This is a genomic window from Streptomyces litchfieldiae, from assembly GCF_031845365.1.
Lineage (GTDB): Bacteria > Actinomycetota > Actinomycetes > Streptomycetales > Streptomycetaceae > Streptomyces > Streptomyces litchfieldiae.
Genome location: NZ_JAVREL010000009.1, coordinates 155351 through 173930, shown reverse-complemented (window position 1 = coordinate 173930; position 18580 = coordinate 155351). Strand labels below are relative to the sequence as shown.

Below are 18580 nucleotides of genomic sequence, written 5' to 3'. Positions count from 1 at the left end.
GGTGCCCCCGAGGGACCGGGAGGGAACGGTGCGGTACCGCAGGTCCGTGCAGGACACGCACGCGCGACGCCCCGGGAGCCCGCCCCGGTGAAACCGCTCGAACCGACCGACCCCCGCCGCATCGGCGGCTACCGGCTACTGCGCAGGCTGGCCCGGGGCCGAACGGGCCTGGTCTACCTGGCCACTTCGCTCGGCGGCACCCCGACCGCCCTCAAGGTGATCGACCCTCAGCACTCCCGGGCCCCGGGCTTCCGCGCCCGTTTCGAACGCGATGTCGCCGCCGCCCGGCACGTGACCGCGCGCGGTTTGGCCACCGTTCTGGCCGCCGACACCGCCGGTACCACGACCTGGGCGGCCCACCCCTATGTCCCCGGCCCGCCGCTGCCCGAGGTACTGGCCGCCCATGGCCCGCTGCCGCCGCGCGCGACGCGGCTCCTCGGCGCCCGGCTGGCCGAGGCGCTCGGTGCCGTCCACGACGCCGGGCTCGCGCACCGCGACGTCCGGCCCGGGCATGTGCTGCTGATGCCGGACGGCCCGGTGCTGACCGGGTTCGGCGGCAGCGGCACCCGGACCGGCCAGCCCGGCTACCTGTCGCCGGAACAGGCCCGCGGCGTCGCCCTCTCCCCGGGGCCGGCCGACGACGTGTTCGCCCTCGGCTGCGTCCTGGCCCACGCCGTCACCGGCCGCCCGCCGTTCGGCCGCGGCACCGACCAGGAGCTGCTGCTGCGCGCCCTGACCGAGCCGCCCGACCTGGCCGATGTGCCGCGCAGCCTGCTGGAGGTCGTCCAGGCGTGCCTGCACCGGGACCCGGTGCCGCGGCCCACCGCCGCCGACCTGCGCGCCGAACTCGACCTGCCCGCCGCCGACGGCCGGCTCCCGGACCCGGTCGCCCGCCGCGTCGCGGCCCGCGTCGCCGCCCCGCTGCCCGAGCCCCATCCCGAACGGCCGCCGCCCGCGCCCGCCCCCCGCGCCGCGCCCCCGGAGCCAACCCTGGTGCGCCGCCGGGGCGTTCTGGTCCTCGGCGCGGCCACCGCGGTGGGCGTCGTCGGGGTGCTGGCCGGCCGGGAGTTCCTGGACGCCCGGCGGGGCGGCGCCACCGCGCCGGCCGACGCCGGCTACGCCATCGGCCTGCACACCGACCTCACCGGCAGCCGCGCGCACTTCGGGCGCGGCCAGGAGCGCGGCGTCACCATGGCCGTCGAGGAGCTGAACAAGCTCGGCCGACTGCCGTTCGCGTTGCGGCTCCTCCCGGTGGACGACCGCGGCGATCCGGACCTCGCCGTCGCCGCCGCCCGGCAACTGGCCGCCGACCGCTCGGTGCTGGCCGTGATCGGGCCCACCGGCGACGAGGTCGCGGGGGTGGCCGCGGACATCTACGCCGAGGCCGGGGTGCCGCTGCTCGCCCTGTCCGTCGGCAGCTTCGGCTCCCGGGAGGAGTACGGCACGCTGCTGCACGCCCGGCCCGACGTCGGTTACACCGGCCTCGTCATTCCCGGCTATGTGACGGACGGCCTCGGCGCCCACCGTGTGGGCCTGATCGACGACCGCGCCGCCGACACCTACAGCTCCCTGACGACGCGCGCCGTGAGCGGCGCGATCGACCGTGCCCGGATCGAGCTGCTGCCGCGCGTTGTGCCCGTCGGCACCGAGGACTTCACGCCCGTCGCCGCCGAGTTCGCGGACGCGGACATCGACGTGGTCGTCTACTGCGGCTTCGCCCGGGGCGCGGGGCGGCTCGCCCGCGCGCTGCGCGAGGCGGGCTTCACGGGCCGGGGCCTGGCCACCCAGGAGGCGCTGGGCCCGGTCTTCCTGCGGGAGGCGGGGGACGCGGCGGAGGGCTGGCTCTTCGTCGCGACCTACACCGACCCGGGTGGCGAAGAGGCCGGCCAGGGCTTTGTGTCCGTGCACCGGGAGCGGTTCGGCTCCGCGCCCGGGCCGTACGCGGCCGAGGGGTACGACGCCGCCCGCATGCTCGTGGACGCCATGCGGGGCGCGGCCGAGGAGGGCGCCCGGCTGACCCGTGCCGGGCTGCTGTCCCGGCTGCGGGGCGCCCGGTACCACGGTGTGGCCCGGGAGTTGGCGTTCGACGCGGCGGGGCACTACGCCGGCGAAGGCCCGATGGCCTATCTGTACGAGGCGGAGTCGGGCGAGTTCCGGTTCCGCGGGCCCGTCCCGTCCCCCGGCACCTGAATCGCCAACGCCTGGGTGTACGACGGGAGATGACACCTACTCATGAGACTCGTAGGAGCATGGTGACCGAGGACGCCGCACCGCCGCCGCAGCGGTCCGGGGGGCCGGTGATCGACACGTCGGTGCCGCATTCGGCGCGCATCTGGAACTTCTGGCTGGGAGGCAAGGACTACTACGAGGCCGACCGCGTCATGGGCGAGCGGATCCTCGCGCACTTCCCGGAGATCGTCGAAAACGCCCGCGCCAACCGGTACTTCCTCTGCCGCGCCGTCCGGTACCTGGTCGGCACGGCGGGCATCCGCCAGTTCCTGGACATCGGCACCGGGCTGCCCACCGTCGACAACACCCATGAGATCGCCCAGCGGCTGGCCCCGGAGTGCAGGATCGTCTACGTGGACAACGACCCGCTGGTGCTGGCCCACGCCCGGGCCCTGCTGACCAGCACGGCCGAGGGCGCCACCGACTACCTCGACGCCGATGTGCGCGACACCGACGCCATCCTGGCGAGGGCCGCGCGGACGCTGGACCTCTCCCGCCCGGTCGCGCTGATGATGCTGGGCGTCATGCAGTTCGTCGAGGAGGACGGCGAGGCGTACGCGACCGTGGCCCGGCTGCTCCAGGCGCTGGCGCCCGGCAGCCACCTCGTGCTGTCCCACCCCAGTAACGCCCTGCGCGGCGAACGGATGGAGGAGGGCGTGCGGCAGTGGAACGCGGGCGGCGGCTCGCCCCGGATCGTGCTGCGGACCCAGGCGGAAATCTCCGGGCTCTTCACCGGACTCGAGCTCCTGGAGCCCGGCGTGGGGTCCACCGGCCTGTGGCGTCCCGACCTGCACGACTCGGGCCCGCCGTACGCGGGCGACGACTTCGGCGGCGTGGCCCGGAAGGTGTGACCGGCCCGGTCACCGCGGCGGGCGGTCCCGCACCGGAATCCAAGGTGATCACGGCGGGGTTGGGCGCCCGGTAGGTTGCTCGCGGAGGTTCACATGGCTGAGACGAAGAGACAGACCGTCCGCGACCTCAGGCGCGCCAACCGCGCGGCGCTGCTGCGGCATCTGTACTTTCACGGTCCGCTGAGCCGGCATGAGCTGGGGCTGGCCACCGGCCTGAGTTCCGGCACCGTCAGCAACGTCACGGCCGATCTGCTCGCCGACGGGCTGCTGTGCGAGGCCGGCTCCGTGGAGTCCGACGGCGGCCGGCCGCGCACCCTCCTGCGCGTCGACCCCGACTGCGGGCGGCTGATCGGCGTCGATGTCGGCGAGACCCGGGTCCGGGTCGAGCTGTTCGACGTGGCCCTCCGCGAACTGACGCGCGCCGAGCACCTGTTGCCGGACGAGGGGCACGACGTCGAGCTGGTCGTGCGGCACATCGGGGCGGGCGTCGCCGCCGTCCTGGAGGCCGCGGACACCGGCCCCGACCGGCTGCTCGGGGTGGGCGTGGGGGTGCCCGGCATCGTGGAACGGGGCGCGCCCGGCGGCGCGGGCGCGATCGTGCACGGCCAGACGATCGGCTGGGACGCCGTTCCGCTGGAGGCGCTGCTGCGGTCGGCGGTGGATCTCCCGGCGCGGGTGCCGTTCCTCGTCGGCAACGGCGCCCGGACGTTCGGGCAGGCCGAGATGTGGTTCGGCGCCGGGCGCGGCTCGCGGGACGCCGTCATAGCGCTGCTCGGCTCCGGCGTCGGCGCCTGCATCGTGACCGGCGGGGTGCCGTACGGCGGCGCGGACAGCGCGGCCGGCGAGTGGGGCCACACCACGCTGCGGGTCGGCGGCCGGCGCTGCCGCTGCGGCGCGCGCGGCTGCCTGGAGGCGTACGTCGGCGCGGGCGCGCTGCTGGAGCGCTGGGCGGAGGCCGGGGGCGAGGTGGCCGGCGCCGGTCAGGAGGCGGCGCTGGCCGCGCTGCTGGCCGCGGCGCAGGCGGCGGACGAGCGGGGCGTGCGGCTGCTGGAGGAGACCGCCGAATACCTTGGCGCGGGCATCGCCGACCTGGTGAACCTCTTCAACCCCGAGAAGATCGTGCTGGGCGGCTGGGCCGGCCTGCTCCTCGGCCCTCACCTGCTGCCCGCCGTGCGGGAGGCGGCCGACGCCTACGCCTTGCGGCACCCGGCCGGCCGGACCACCATCGAGCTGGGGCGGCTGGGCCCCGACGCGGTCACCGTCGGCGCCGCCACGCTGCCGCTGGCCGACTTCCTGGCGCGCGGCGGATGCCCGGAGGCGGCGGCGGGCGCGTCGCCCCGCTGACCCGGGCCCGGCCAGGCGGACTTGTAAAAAGTGGAACGTGTTCTTAATCTCGCCCCTGTCACCGCACTGCCGCGACGCGCCTGGGGGCCTGATGACGACAGCGACGGAGCCGGGCGACGGCCCGCTGGCCGGCGTGCGCGTGGTGGAGCTGGCCGGCCTCGGCCCCGGCCCGTTCGCCGCGATGCTCCTGGGCGACCTGGGCGCCGACGTCGTCCGGGTGGACCGGCCCGGCGGGTCCTGGCCGGCGACCGATCCGGCCGGTGACCTCACCAACCGGAACAAACGATCGCTGCTGCTCGACCTCAAGTCCCCGGACGCGGCCGGGCTGGTGCTCGAACTGGCCGCCCGCGCGGACGTGTTCATCGAGGGGTTCCGGCCCGGCGTCGCCGAACGCCTCGGCGTCGGCCCCGGGCCCTGCCACGAGCGCAACCCCCGGCTCGTCTACGCGCGCATGACCGGTTGGGGCCAGGACGGGCCGCTCGCCGACCGCGCCGGACACGACATCGGCTATCTGGCGATCTCCGGCGTCCTCGGCATGACCGGCCCGGCCGAGGGGCCGCCCGTGGCGCCCGCCAATCTGCTGGGCGACTACGCCGGCGGCTCGCTCTACCTGGTCGTCGGCGTGCTCGCCGCCCTGCACCACGCCCGCGCCACGGGCCGCGGTCAGGTCGTCGACGCCGCCATCGTGGACGGCGCCGCCCACCTCGGCACGATGATCCACGGCCTGCTCGCCGCCGGCGCCTGGCGGGACCGCCGCGCGGCCAACCTGCTGGACGGCGGCTGCCCCTACTACGCCGTGTACGGCACGGCCGATGGCGACCATATGGCGGTGGGCGCGCTGGAGCCGCGTTTCTACGCCGAGTTCGTCCGGCTGCTGGGCGTCGAGGACACCGCACCCGACCGCGACGACCCGGCCAACTGGCCCGCGCTGCGGGAGATCTTCGCCCGGCGCTTCGCCGGCCGCACCCGCGCCGAGTGGACGGAGGTCTTCGCCGGTTCGGACGCCTGCGTGGCCCCGGTTCTCTCGCTGCGCGAGGCGCCCCGGCACCCGCACCTGGCCGCCCGCCGCACCTTCGCCGAGCACGGCGGCGTCACCCAGCCGGCGCCCGCGCCGCGCTTCTCGGCCACCCCGGCGGCGATCCGCCGCGGGCCGGCTATCCCGGGCGCGGACGCCGCCGCGATCGCCCGCGACTGGGACCTGCCGGCCGACCACGCACGACGACTCGTCACGGGCGACTCGTGAAGACGGAGGAGACGCGATGAAGCGGATGAAGCGGCAGATCTTCACCCTGGACCACGAGGCGTTCCGCGAAACGGTGCGCACGTTCCTGGCCAAGGAGGCGGCGCCGCACTACGAACGCTGGGAGCGCGACGGCATCGTCTCCCGCGACGCCTGGCTGGCGGCCGGCCGGCAGGGGCTGCTCGGCCTCGCGGTCGAGGAGGGGTACGGCGGCGGGGGAGCGGCCGACTACCGCTACAGCGCCGTCCTGGGCGAGGAGTTCGCGCGCGCGGGCGCCCGCGGGTTCGCGGTCACGCTGCACAACGACGTGATCGGCCCCTATCTCACCTCGCTGGCCACCCCCGCGCAGAAACGGCGCTGGCTGCCCGGGTTCTGCTCCGGCGAGTTGATCTCGGCCATCGCCATGACCGAGCCGGGCGCCGGATCCGACCTCCAGGGCATCCGCACCACCGCCACCGACGCGGGCGACCACTGGCTGCTCAACGGCGCCAAGACGTTCATCTCCAACGGCATCCTGGCCGACCTGGTGGTCGTGGTCGCCCGCACCACCCCCGAGGGCGGCGCCCGGGGCCTGAGCCTGCTGGTCGTCGAGCGCGGCACGCCCGGCTTCGAACGCGGGCGGAACCTCGACAAGATCGGCCAGAAGGCGCAGGACACCGCCGAGTTGTTCTTCGACGACGCCCGGGTGCCGAAGGAGAACCTGCTGGGGCGGCTGCACGGCGGGTTCGGTCATCTGATGGACCATCTGCCGCAGGAGCGGCTGACCATCGCCGTCGGCGCGATCGCGGCGGCCGAGCACCTGCTGGACATCACCGCGCGCTACGTCAAGGAGCGCGAGGCGTTCGGCCGCCCGCTGGCCAAGCTCCAGCACGTCCGCTTCGAGATCGCGGAGATGGCCACCGAATGCGCCGTCACCCGCGCCTTCGTCGACCGGTGCATCGCCGACCACGCCGCGGGCGGGCTGGACACCGAGCACGCGTCGATGGCCAAGTGGTGGGCCACCGAGCTCCAGAAACGGGTGGCCGACCGCTGCCTGCAACTGCACGGCGGCTATGGGTACATGACGGAGTATCCGGTCGCCCGCGCCTTCACCGACGGACGGATCCAGACCATCTACGGCGGCACGACCGAGATCATGAAGGAGATCATCGGCCGGTCGTTCCTCACGGACTGAGACGAGGGTCCGAGAACCAGGAGACACCGTGAGTCCAGAAGCCTATGTGTACGAGGCGATCCGCACCCCGCGCGGGCGGGGCAAGGCCGACGGCGCGCTGCACGGCACCAAGCCCATCGACCTCGTCGTCGGCCTCATCCACGAACTGCGCCGCCGGCTGCCGACGCTGGATCCCGCCGCCATCGACGACATCGTGCTCGGCGTGGTCAGCCCGCACGGCGACCAGGGGTCCGACATCGCCAAGATCGCCGCCATCGCCGCGGGCCTGCCCGACACCGTGGCCGGCGTTCAGGAGAACCGCTTCTGCGCCTCCGGCCTGGAAGCCGTCAACATCGCGGCGGCCAAGGTCCGTTCGGGCTGGGACGACTTGATCCTGGCGGGCGGCGTGGAGTCCATGTCCCGCGTCCCCATCGGCTCCGACGGCGGCGCCTGGGCGATGGATCCGATGACGAACGCGCAGGTGGGGTTCGTTCCCCAGGGGGTCGGCGCCGACCTCATCGCCACGCTGGACGGCTACGGCCGCCGGGATGTCGACGAGTACGCCGCCCTCTCCCAGGAACGCGCCGCCCGCGCCTGGAAGGAGGGCCGGTTCGGCCGTTCCGTGGTGCCCGTCACCGACCGTGCCGGGCTGGTGGTGCTGGACCACGACGAGCACCTGCGGCCGGGCACCACCGCGGACTCCCTGGCGAGGCTCAAGCCCTCGTTCGCCGCGATCGGCGAGCAGGGCGGGTTCGACGCCGTCGCGCTCCAGAAGTACCACTGGGTCGAGCGGATCGACCACGTCCATCACGCCGGGAACTCCTCCGGCATCGTGGACGGCGCGGCGCTGGTCGCGGTCGGCAGCGCGGCCGTCGGCGAGAGCTATGGCCTCACGCCCCGCGCCCGGATCGTCTCGGCCGCCGTCGTCGGTTCCGAGCCCACCATCATGCTCACCGGCCCCGCCCCGGCGACCCGCAAGGCGCTGGCCAAGGCCGGGCTGACCATCGACGACATCGATCTGGTCGAGATCAACGAGGCGTTCGCCGCCGTGGTGCTCCGTTTCGTGCGCGAGATGGACCTGGATCTGGCGAAGGTGAACGTCAACGGCGGCGCCATCGCCATGGGCCACCCGCTGGGCGCCACCGGCGCGATGATCCTGGGCACTCTCGTCGACGAACTGGAACGCCGCGACCTGCGCTACGGCCTCGCCACCCTGTGCGTCGGCGGCGGCATGGGCATCGCCACCGTGATCGAGCGCGTCTGAACCCCTCCTGGAGTACACCGACCATGCCTGAGTCCACGCCGCCGTCCGGTCCGATCCGCTGGCACCGGGGCGCCGACGACATCGTCACCCTCACCCTCGACGACCCCGGCCAGTCCCACAACACGATGAACGCCGCGTTCATCGACGCCCTGACCGCCGCCGCCGACCGCCTGGAGGCCGAACGCGACACCCTCACCGGCGTCATCGTCACCTCCGCCAAGAAGACGTTCTTCGCCGGCGGCGACCTGCACGACCTGCTCGCCGCCGGACCGGAGGACGCCCAGCGCGTCTTCGACACCGGCATGCGCGTCAAACGGGCGCTGCGCCGCATCGAGACCCTGGGCCGGCCGGTCGTCGCCGCGCTGAACGGAAGCGCGCTCGGCGGCGGCCTGGAGATCGCCCTCGCCTGCCACCACCGCGTGGCCCTGGACCGGCCCGACATCCGGTTCGGGCTGCCCGAGGTCACCCTCGGCCTGCTGCCGGGCGGCGGCGGCGTGGTGCGCACGGTACGGCTGCTCGGCATCGTCGACGCGCTGAGCCGGGTGCTCCTCGAGGGGCGCCGCCACCGGCCGGCCGCCGCCCGGGAGCTGGGTCTGGTCCACGAGGTGGTGGACACTCCCGACGCCCTGCTTGCCCGGGCCCGGGCGTTCATCGCCGCCCACCCCGACGCCCGGCAGCCCTGGGACGTTTCCGGCCACCGCATCCCCGGCGGCACCCCCGCCGGCCCGGCGCTCATGGCCGTGCTGCCCGCGCTGCCCGCGACCCTGGCCAAACGGACCGGCGGCGCGCCCTACCCGGCGCCGCGCAACATCCTGGCCGCGGCCGTCGAGGGCGCCCAGGTCGGCTTCGAGACGGCGGAGATTATCGAGGCCCGCTACTTCACCGAGCTTGTGGTCGGACAGACCGCCAAGAACATGATCCAGGCGTTCTTCTTCGACCTCAAAGCGGTCAACTCCGGTGCCGCGCGCCCGAAGGACGTGGGCGAGCACCCGGCCGCCCGGGTCGCCGTCCTGGGCGCCGGCCTGATGGGCGCGGGCATCGCCTACGTGTGCGCGAGTGCCGGCCTGGACGTCGTGCTCAAGGACGTGACGCCGGAGGCGGCGGCGCGCGGCAAGGTGTACTCGGCGGACCTGCTGGCCTCGGCCGTGGCGGCCGGCCGCACCACCGGGGCGGAACGCGACGCGGTGCTGGCCCGGATCACGCCCACCGCCGAGGTTGCCGACCTCGCCGGCTGCGATGTGGTCATCGAGGCGGTGTTCGAGGACCCGGGGCTCAAGCAGAAGGTGTTCCAGGAGGTCCAGGCCGTGGTGGCGCCCGACGCGCTGCTGTGCACCAACACCTCCACGCTCCCCATCGGCCAGCTCGCCGAAGCGGTCCAGCGGCGGCGGGACTTCATCGGGCTGCACTTCTTCTGGCCCGCCGACAGAAGGACGCTGGTCGAGATCGTCAAGGGCGCGGACACCGGTCCCGAGGCGCTGGCCCGCGCCATCGATCTGGTCCGGCGGCTCGGCAAGACCCCGATCGTCGTCAACGATTCCCGCGGTTTCTTCACCTCGCACGTGATCGGACGCTTCCTGAAGGAAGCCCTGATCATGCTCGCCGAGGGCGTCGACCCCGTCTCGCTCGAACAGGCCGCCCGGCAGGCCGGATACCCCACGCCCGCGCTGGCCCTGCTGGACGAACTGTCGCTCACGCTGCCCCGGAAGATCTGGGACGAGGTGGCCGCCGCGGCCGAGGCCGAGGGCGAGACCTGGGAGCCGGGCCCGGCCGAGGCGGTGCTGGACCGGATGCTGAACGAGTTCCGGCGGTCCGGCCGCGGCGCGGGCGCCGGCTTCTACGAGTACGAGGACGGCCGGCGCGGCGGCCTGTGGCCCGGGCTGCGCACGCACTTCGCGCGCCCCGGCGTGACCGTGCCGTTCGCCGACATCCAGGAACGGCTGCTGTTCGCCGAGGCGCTGGACGCCGTCCAACTGCTCGAGGACGGCGTGCTCACCTCGGTCGCCGACGCCAACGTCGGCTCGCTGCTGGGCATCGGCTTCCCGGGCTGGACCGGGGGAGTGCTCCAGTACGTCAACGGTTACGCGGGCGGCCCGGCCGGCTTCACCGCGCGCGCCCGCGAGCTGCGGGACCGCTACGGCGACCGCTTCGAGCCGCCCGCCCTGCTGGTGACCACGGCGGAACGGGGTGCCACATTCACCGACTGATCGGGCGGGCGGTCGGGCTCTACGCGTCCGGCCGCTCCCCGCTCACCCGCACCCACACCTGCTTGCCGCTCTCGGTGAGCGCGTAGCCGAGGTCGTCGGCCATCTCCCGCAGCAGCCACAGCCCGCGGCCCTCCTCGGCCGTCCAGCCCGGCAGCGTGATCTTCGGCAACGCGGAGGACCGGTCGTGCACCGTGACCTGGACGCTCCGGCCGATCAGGGCCAGCTCCAGCGTGCAGCGCGGGTCCTCCACGTGTCGGGCCACGTTGGACAGCAGCTCCGTGACGCCGTGCAGCACGACCTCGGTGACATCGGACGGCTGCGCCCACTCCCGGGTGGCCAGCTTGGCCAGGCGCCGGAAGTGCGCCAGATCCTCCCGGCGCGCCGTCAGCAGCCAACTGAACAGGAGGCGCTGGGCGCGTGCTTCCTGGCCGGTGAGCGTCATGGTCCCTCCGTGGCTCCACGGGATGTTATGGCGTGGGTGCACTGTGTCACCTACCGCACCCTGCCCTGAACTCCCGGTGATACGCAAGCAATTCAGACTGCGCGTGGGGAGTTCATATCACCCGGACGAGTGGTCCGGAGGGCAATGGGCGCGGAAAGCCACGGAGGGAGCGGTTTCGCGCGCCGGATGGCTAATCCTTGAGCGCCGCCGCGATGGCGTCGGCGATCGGCGTGGTCGGGCGGCCGATCAGCCGGGACAGATCGCCGGAGGTGCCGGCGAGCAGCCCGCGCCGTATCGCGTCGTCCACGTCCGCCAGGATGGCGGCCAGCGGCTCGGGAAGTCCCGCCCCGGCCAGGGCGGCGGCGTGCGCCTCGGTCGACAGGTCGGTATAGACGATCTCGCGCCCGGACTGCCGGCCGACCTCCGCCGCGTAGTCGGCGAGGCTCCACGAGGTGTCGCCGCTCAGTTCGTAGGCCGCGTCCTCGTGGCCCTCGCCGGTCAGCACGGCCGCCGCCGCGGCGGCGTAGTCGGCGCGGGAGGCGGAGGCGATCCGGCCCGCGCCGGCGCTGCCGAGCACCGCGCCGTGCTCCAGCACCGAGGCGAGGTGGCCGGTGTAGTTCTCGTGGTACCAGCCGTTGCGCAGCAGCGTGTAGGGGATCCCGGCCCCGGCGATCTCGCGCTCGGTGGCCTGGTGCTCCTCGGCGAGCCGGAAGTCGGCGGCCGGCCCGCCGAGGATGCTGGTGTAGGCGAGCAGGGCGACGTCCGCGGCCTTCGCCGCCTCGATGACGGCCCGGTGCTGCGGGATCCGCCGGCCGACCTCGCTGCCGGAGATCAGCAGCACCCGGTCGCCGGCCCCGAAGGCGCCCTCCAGCGTCTCCGGCCGGTCGTAGTCCCCGACCCGGACCTCGACGCCGCGCGCCGCGAGCGGCGCGGCCTTCTCCTTGTCGCGGACGACGGCCGCGATCTCCCCGGCGGGGACCGTCGTCAGCAGGGTGTCGATCACGAGTCGGCCCAACTGGCCGGTGGCTCCGGTGACGACAAGCATGCGCAGGCTCTCTTTCCTCGTTCATCCCGTTCGGGCGATTGAGAACGAGCGTACGCAGCACACTAACTATGCGAAAGTACCCACCTTGAAGTAAGGTACTGGCATGAGCGTGAGCTTCGAATGCAATGTGAACGCGGCGAACTGCCCCTCTCGCGCGGTCCTGGAGCACGTCACCAGCCGCTGGGGCGTCCTGCTGCTCGCCGTGCTGCTGGACGAGCGCAGCATGCGTTTCAGCGAGCTGCGCCGGGCCATCGGCGGCATCAGCGAGAAGATGCTCGCCCAGACGCTGCAGACCCTGGAGCGCGACGGATTCGTGCATCGCGAGGCACGCCCGGTCATCCCGCCGCACGTGGACTACTCGCTGACGCCGCTGGGCGAGGAGGCCGCCCGGCAGGTGTGGGGACTGGCGCGGTGGGTCGAGCAGCGGATGCCCGAGGTGCGGGCCACCCAGGAGCGCTACGACCGCGCGCGCGCCGGCACCCGCCAGGCTGCCGCTAGTCCTGCCGCGGCTTCTCCCGCCGCCAACTGACCGCGACCGCCTCGTGCAGCGTCGTCAGATGCGCCTCGCTCATGGCCTCCAGTGACGCCATCGTGCCGTCGGCGCCCTCCTCCCAGGAGAGCGTGGTCTGGATGGCCGCGGCGGTGAACGCCGCGGCCAGCAGCACCGGCCGCAGATCACCCGGCTCGGTGCTCTCCCGGGCCGCCAGCACCGCGGCCAGGTCCCGCTGCTCCTCCGCCCCGAAGCGCAGAACGGCCGCCCGCGCCTCGGGCTCCGAGCCGATCACCCGCAGTGTGTTCAGATACAGCTCCGGCGTCGGCGCCATCACCCGCCGCATCGCGGCCATTCCCCCGGCCCGCAGCGCCTCAAGCGGCTCCTCCTCGGGCGGACGGCCCTTCACCTCGGCGAGCAGGGCATGGCTGGCGTCCCGCAGCGGACGCAGGACCAGCTCCTCCTTGTTGGCGAAATAGCGGAAGAAGGTGCGCTCCGAGACCTCGGCCCGCTGCGCGATGTCGCCGACTGTCGTCTTCTCGTACCCCCGGGTGAGGAAGAGATCCAGGCCGGCGCGCAGCAGTTCGTCGTGTGTGCGCCGCTTTTTGAGTTCGCGCGACCCCGAAGGCGTCGTGTCGGCTCCCATGGGAGGCATGGTACGGCGGGTCGGCCGAACTTACTCCGGGGGCACCTCCGTTGCCCCGGCCCGGCACCGGAGCCGCGCCCGCCCGGTCCGGCGAGCTCCCCGGCGGGCGCGCCTGAGCCAGCGGTTGTCGGTGCGCCCTGCCACAATGCACACCGCGGCGCAGAGCGCGCCGGGAAAGCGGAGCGTTGATCGTGACACAGTCCGTCGCAGGCCGGTCCATCGAAGAGCGGATCGCCGAGGAGCTGGGCGTACGGGAGGGGCAGGTACGGGCCGCGGTGGGGCTGCTCGACGGCGGCTCCACGGTTCCGTTCATCGCCCGCTACCGCAAGGAGGCCACCGGCACCCTCGACGACGCGCAGTTGCGCACCGTCGAGGAGCGGCTGCGCTACCTGCGGGAGCTGGAGGAGCGACGCGAGGCGATCCTGGAGTCCATCCGCGCCCAGGGGAAGCTGGACGACGCGCTCGAAGCCGCCATCCGCGACGCCGAGACCAAGGCGCGGCTGGAGGACATCTACCTGCCCTACAAGCCCAAGCGCCGCACCAAGGCCCAGATCGCCCGCGAGGCGGGCCTGGAGCCGCTGGCCGACGGGCTGCTCGGCGACCCGGACGTGGTCCCGCTCGCCGCCGCCGCGGCCTTCGTCGATCCCGACAAGGGCGTGCCCGACGCCGAGGCCGCGCTCACCGGCGCCCGCGCGATCCTCACCGAGCGGTTCGGCGAGGACGCCGACCTGGTGGGCGAGCTGCGCGAACGGATGTGGACCCGGGGCCGCCTGGTGTCGCGGGTGCGCGAGGGCAAGGAGACCGCCGGCGCCAAGTTCGCCGACTACTTCGACTTCGCCGAGCCCTTCACCGAGCTGCCCTCGCACCGGGTGCTGGCCATGTTCCGCGGCGAGAAGGAGGAGGTCCTCGACCTCACCCTGGAGCCCGAGGAGCCGTCCGACGAGGCGGGCCCCTCCTCGTTCGAGCGGGCCATCGCCCACCGCTTCGGCATCGCCGACCGCGGCCGGCCCGCCGACGCCTGGCTCGCCGAGACCGTCCGCTGGGCCTGGCGCACCCGCCTGCTGGTGCACCTCGGCATCGACCTGCGCACCCGGCTGCGCACCGCCGCCGAGGACGAGGCGGTCGGCGTCTTCGCGGCGAACCTGCGCGACCTGCTGCTCGCCGCCCCCGCCGGCACCCGCGCCACCATGGGCCTGGACCCGGGGCTGCGCACCGGGGTGAAGGTCGCCGTGGTCGACGCCACCGGCAAGGTGGCGGCCACCGACACCATCTACCCCCATGTCCCGCACCGGCGTTGGGACGAGGCACTGGACCGGCTGGCCGCGCTCGTCACCGAGCACGGCGTCGAGCTGATCGCCATCGGGAACGGCACCGCCTCCCGCGAGACCGACAAGCTGGCCGGTGAGCTGATCGCCCGGCTCCCGGAGCGCAAGCCGATCCGGATGGTCGTCTCCGAGGCCGGCGCCTCCGTCTACTCCGCGTCCGCCGTGGCCGCCGCCGAGCTGCCCGGGCTGGACGTCTCCCTGCGCGGCGCCGTCTCCATCGCCCGCCGCCTCCAGGACCCGCTCGCCGAGCTGGTCAAGATCGACCCCAAGTCGATCGGCGTCGGCCAGTATCAGCACGACCTGTCCGAGGTGAAGCTGTCCCGCTCGCTGGACGCCGTCGTCGAGGACTGCGTGAACGGCGTCGGCGTGGACGTCAACACGGCCTCGGTGCCGCTCCTGGCCCGCGTTTCCGGCATCGGCACCACCCTGGCGGAGAACCTCGTGGCCCACCGCGACTCCAACGGCCCCTTCCCCGACCGGAGCGCGCTCAAGTCGGTGCCCCGGCTGGGGCCCAAGGCGTTCGAGCAGTGCGCGGGCTTCCTGCGGATCCGCGGCGGCACCGACCCGCTGGATGCCTCCGCCGTGCACCCCGAGGCGTATCCGGTGGTGCGCCGCATCGTGGGCTCCTCCGGCACGGATGTGTCCGCGCTCATCGGGAACGCGACGGCGCTGCGGTCGATCAAGCCGGCCGACTTCGTGGACGACACCTTCGGCCTGCCGACCGTCACCGACATCCTCCGGGAGCTGGAGAAGCCCGGGCGCGACCCGCGCCCGGCGTTCAAGACGGCGCAGTTCAAGGAGGGCGTCGAGACCCTCGGCGACCTGGCCCCGGGCATGATCCTGGAGGGCGTCGTCTCCAACGTCGCGGCCTTCGGCGCGTTCGTCGACGTCGGCGTCCACCAGGACGGCCTGGTCCATGTCTCCGCGATGTCCAAAAAGTTCGTGTCCGACCCGCGCGATGTGGTCAAGCCCGGCGACATCGTGAAGGTCAAGGTGCTGGACGTGGACGTGCCGCGCAAGCGGATCTCGCTGACGCTGCGCCTGGATGAGGAGCCGGCGGCCGGCGGCGGCCGCGGCCGGGAGCGGGAACGGGAGCGCGAGGACCGCGGCGGCCGGGGCGGGGCGCCCCGGCAGCGCGACCGGCGCGGTGGCGCGCGGGCCGAGGGCGGCCGGGGCGGGCAGCGGCGCGAGGCGCCGCCGGCCAACAGCGCGATGGCGGACGCCCTTCGCCGGGCCGGCCTGCTCAACCCCGGGCGCGGCAAGCGCGACTGACCGGCGCGGACGACCCGCGCGAGGAGGCCCGGACCGAATGGGTCCGGGCCTTTCGCGTTGGCGAATTCTCTCCGCTCTCCTTGCCAGACCGGCGAGTAACAACTTACGGTGCCGTAACCTACGGTTTCGTAAGTAGCCCCGTTTTCTCGCAGGAGACCCCGTGACCTTCGACCGCACCCCCGAGACCAGGCCCGACGAGTGGACCGACACCCGGCTGCTTTTCGCGCTGGAGGAGGTGGTCGAGCGGGAGCTCAACCGGCACCTGAAGGCGGCCAAGGACTGGATGCCGCACGAGTACGTGCCGTGGAGCGAGGGGCGGAACTTCGACGGGCCGCTGGGCGGCGAGCCCTGGGCGCCGGAGCAGTCCAAGGTCACCGACATAGGCCGTACCGCCCTGGTGGTCAACCTGCTGACCGAGGACAACCTGCCGAGTTACCACCACGAGATCGCCACCATGTTCGGCCGGGACGGGGCCTGGGGCACCTGGGTGCACCGCTGGACCGCCGAGGAGGGCCGGCACGGCACCGTGATGCGCGACTACCTCCTCACCACCCGAGCCGTGGACCCGGTCCAGTTGGAGAACTTCCGGATGGCCCACATGTCGGAGGGCTTCGAGTCGGACAACCAGCACTCGATGCTGCACTCCGTGGCCTACGTCGCCTTCCAGGAGCTGGCCACCCGCATCTCCCACCGCAACACCGGCCGGGAGTCCGGCGATCCGGTGTGCGACCGCATGCTGGCCCGCATCGCCACCGACGAGAACCTGCACATGGTTTTCTACCGCAATTTGCTGAGCGCGGCCTTCGAGCTGGCCCCCGACCAGACCATGCGCGCGGTGCGCGACGTGGTGGTCGGGTTCCGGATGCCGGGACACGGCATGCCCGGCTTCGAGCGGGCCGCCGCCCGCATGGCGATCGGCGGCATCTACAACCTCCGCATCCACCACGACGACGTCCTCCAGCCGGTGCTGCGCTTCCTGAAGACCATGGAGCTCGGCGGGCTCGGTCCCGAGGGGCTCAAGGCGCAGGACGAGCTGGGCACGTTCCTGAACGGCCTGGACACGGAGGCCAGCCTCTTCGAGGAGCGCCTCGCCGCCCGCCGCGCCCGCGTCGCGGCCCGGGCGGAGCGCGCCGGCTGACGCGCCGGCTGAAAAAAGGGGTTTGCCGGGGCCGGCGACCGGCTCTACAGTCGGTCCCGGCCCTGTCGCCGTCGTTGGGAGAGTCCGTTGAGCCTCTGAGGTCTCAGACACCGTGAGCCCGTCCGCCGCGCGTCAGCGATCCCGCTGACCCCGTACGCGCGCCGCGCCTCGCGATCGACCTCGGATGTGAACGGCAGTCCTCTCGCCCTTCCCTCTTCTCCTCCGGTCAGCCAGCGCCCCGGTCCGGGCCCGGTGTCTCCCTGTGTAGCCGCATATTCACCCCGCGCTGTCAGCACACGGAGGCCCACATGTCCGCCGCCACCACTCACATCGTCTGCCACGGCCTGACGTTCGCCTGGCCCGACGGCACCTCTCTCTTCAAGGGGCTCGAACTCGCCATCGGCCCCGGACGCACCGGGTTGATCGGCCTCAACGGGACCGGAAAGTCCACCCTGTTGCGGCTGATCGCGGGCGAACTCACGCCCATGGCCGGCGTCGTCCGGGTCGCCGGCGAGATCGGTTACCTCCCGCAGAACCTCACCCTCGACACCACGCAGCGCGTGGACCGCGTGCTCGGCATCGACCGGATCCGGGCCGCGTTGCACGCCATCGAGGGCGGCGACCCGGACGAGGCGCACTTCGCCGTGGTCGGCGAGGACTGGGGCATCGAGGAGCGCACCCGCGCCACGCTCGATCAGCTCGGCCTGTCGCACATCGGCCTGGACCGGACCGTGGGCCAGGTCTCCGGCGGCGAGACCGTGCTGCTGCGGCTCGCCGCGCTGCTGCTCCGCAAGCCGGAGGTGCTGCTGCTGGACGAGCCGACCAACAACCTCGACCGGGACGCCAGAACGCGGCTGTACGCGGCCGTCGCCGCCTGGCAGGGCGTGCTCGTCGTGGTCAGCCATGACCGCGAACTGCTGGACCGCGTGGACAACATCGCCGATCTGCGCGCGGGCGACGTGCGCTGGTTCGGCGGCACGCTCACCGAGTACGAGGAGACCCTCGCCGTCGAACAGGAGGCCGCCGAGCGGATGGTGCGGTCCGCGGAGGCCGATGTGCGTCGGCAGAAGCGCGAACTCATCGAGGCCCACGACAAGCTGGCCGGCCGGCAGCGCTTCGCCCAGAAGGCGTTCGAGAACAAGCGCGAGCCCCGCGCCGTCATGCGGGTGCGCAAGCGCACCGCCCAGGAGTCCGCCGGGAAGTACCGCCTCCTCCACGAGGGACGGCTCGCGGAGGCCCGGGAACGCCTCACCGAGGCCGAGGGGGCGGTGCGGGACGACGACGAGATCCGCGTGGACCTGCCGCACACCGCCGTTCCCCCGCGCCGCCGGGTGCTCACGCTCGACGACGCGGAGATCCGTTTCGGCGCCCGGGCCCGCCTGGAGGTCCAGGGGCCGGAGCGGATCGCCCTGGTCGGCCGCAACGGGGCGGGCAAGTCCACGCTGCTGAGCACCATCGCCGGTGAACTGTCGGTGGTGTCCGGCGAGGTCACCGCGCACGTCCCGCTGCGCTATCTGCCCCAGCGGCTGGACATCCTGGATGAGTCGCTGTCCATCCTGGACAATGTGCGGCGGCTGGCGCCGGGGGCCGAACCGCAGCGCGTCCGCGCCCAGTTGGCCCGCTTCCTGTTCCGGAAGGAACGCCCCGATCAGCGGGTGGACTCGCTCTCCGGCGGCGAGCGCTTCCGCGCCTCGCTGGCCGCCCTGATGCTGGCCGAGCCGGCGCCCCAGCTCCTGTTGCTCGACGAGCCGACGAACAACCTGGACCTGGCCAGCGTCCGGCAGCTCGTCTCCGCGCTGGAGTCGTACCGGGGCGCGCTGCTGGTTGCCAGCCACGACGTGCCGTTCCTGCGGATGCTGGGCATCACCCGGTGGCTGCGCCTGGACGGCGAGTTGGCGGAGTCCGAGCCGTTGTGAGGCGTGCCCGGCGCAGGGCGG

14 protein-coding genes are annotated in these 18580 nt (G+C 73.5%); 11 read left to right on the top strand and 3 right to left on the bottom strand.

Annotation, left to right across the window (positions count from 1 at the left end; all coding sequences use genetic code 11):
- Positions 1–87: 87 nt before the first annotated feature.
- From RM590_RS17210 to RM590_RS17180, 7 genes are all read left to right on the top strand, one after another.
- Complete coding sequence (locus RM590_RS17210; protein ID WP_311705473.1) at positions 88–2190, top strand: bifunctional serine/threonine-protein kinase/ABC transporter substrate-binding protein; 2103 nt, start codon at positions 88–90, stop codon at positions 2188–2190.
- A gap of 59 nt (positions 2191–2249) precedes the next feature.
- Positions 2250–3080 carry an SAM-dependent methyltransferase gene (locus RM590_RS17205; protein ID WP_311705472.1) on the top strand — a complete coding sequence of 277 codons (831 nt, stop codon included), beginning with the start codon at positions 2250–2252 and terminating at the stop codon, positions 3078–3080.
- Between the two features lie 93 nt (positions 3081–3173).
- Positions 3174–4424 carry an ROK family transcriptional regulator gene (locus RM590_RS17200; protein ID WP_311705471.1) on the top strand — a complete coding sequence of 417 codons (1251 nt, stop codon included), beginning with the start codon at positions 3174–3176 and terminating at the stop codon, positions 4422–4424.
- 91 nt (positions 4425–4515) lie between these two features.
- Positions 4516–5667 carry a CaiB/BaiF CoA transferase family protein gene (locus RM590_RS17195; protein ID WP_311705470.1) on the top strand — a complete coding sequence of 384 codons (1152 nt, stop codon included), beginning with the start codon at positions 4516–4518 and terminating at the stop codon, positions 5665–5667.
- 25 nt (positions 5668–5692) lie between these two features.
- Positions 5693–6838 carry an acyl-CoA dehydrogenase family protein gene (locus RM590_RS17190; protein WP_311705576.1) on the top strand — a complete coding sequence of 382 codons (1146 nt, stop codon included), beginning with the start codon at positions 5693–5695 and terminating at the stop codon, positions 6836–6838.
- 28 nt (positions 6839–6866) lie between these two features.
- Positions 6867–8081, top strand: coding sequence for an acetyl-CoA C-acetyltransferase (locus tag RM590_RS17185; protein WP_311705469.1), 1215 nt, complete (start codon positions 6867–6869; stop codon positions 8079–8081).
- 23 nt (positions 8082–8104) lie between these two features.
- Positions 8105–10285 (top strand): 3-hydroxyacyl-CoA dehydrogenase NAD-binding domain-containing protein, encoded by a 2181-nt coding sequence (locus tag RM590_RS17180; RefSeq protein WP_311705468.1) that lies wholly within the window; start codon positions 8105–8107, stop codon positions 10283–10285.
- Positions 10286–10304: 19 nt separating this feature from the next.
- On the opposite strand, the gene RM590_RS17175 is transcribed toward RM590_RS17180, so the two are convergent.
- Together RM590_RS17175 and RM590_RS17170 are read right to left on the bottom strand one after the other, a co-directional pair.
- Positions 10305–10727 (bottom strand): ATP-binding protein, encoded by a 423-nt coding sequence (locus RM590_RS17175; protein ID WP_311705467.1) that lies wholly within the window; start codon positions 10725–10727, stop codon positions 10305–10307.
- 190 nt (positions 10728–10917) lie between these two features.
- Positions 10918–11772: an SDR family oxidoreductase gene (locus RM590_RS17170; RefSeq protein ID WP_311705466.1), complete on the bottom strand. Its 855-nt coding sequence runs from the start codon at positions 11770–11772 to the stop codon at positions 10918–10920.
- A gap of 103 nt (positions 11773–11875) precedes the next feature.
- On the opposite strand from RM590_RS17170, the gene RM590_RS17165 reads away from it, so the two are divergent.
- Positions 11876–12301 (top strand): winged helix-turn-helix transcriptional regulator, encoded by a 426-nt coding sequence (locus RM590_RS17165; RefSeq protein WP_311705465.1) that lies wholly within the window; start codon positions 11876–11878, stop codon positions 12299–12301.
- On the opposite strand, the gene RM590_RS17160 is transcribed toward RM590_RS17165, so the two are convergent.
- Positions 12267–12908 carry a TetR/AcrR family transcriptional regulator gene (locus RM590_RS17160; protein WP_311705464.1) on the bottom strand — a complete coding sequence of 214 codons (642 nt, stop codon included), beginning with the start codon at positions 12906–12908 and terminating at the stop codon, positions 12267–12269. The two genes, RM590_RS17165 and RM590_RS17160, sit on opposite strands and share 35 nt — an antisense overlap.
- Positions 12909–13099: 191 nt before the next feature.
- Between RM590_RS17160 and RM590_RS17155 the strand changes: the two genes are divergently transcribed.
- From RM590_RS17155 to RM590_RS17145, 3 genes are all read left to right on the top strand, one after another.
- Positions 13100–15505 carry a Tex family protein gene (locus RM590_RS17155; RefSeq protein ID WP_311705463.1) on the top strand — a complete coding sequence of 802 codons (2406 nt, stop codon included), beginning with the start codon at positions 13100–13102 and terminating at the stop codon, positions 15503–15505.
- A gap of 160 nt (positions 15506–15665) precedes the next feature.
- Positions 15666–16643 (top strand): acyl-ACP desaturase, encoded by a 978-nt coding sequence (locus RM590_RS17150; protein ID WP_311705462.1) that lies wholly within the window; start codon positions 15666–15668, stop codon positions 16641–16643.
- Positions 16644–16951: 308 nt separating this feature from the next.
- On the top strand, positions 16952–18559 hold the full coding sequence (locus tag RM590_RS17145; RefSeq protein WP_311705461.1) for an ABC-F family ATP-binding cassette domain-containing protein: 1608 nt from the start codon (positions 16952–16954) through the stop codon (positions 18557–18559).
- Positions 18560–18580: the final 21 nt, after the last annotated feature.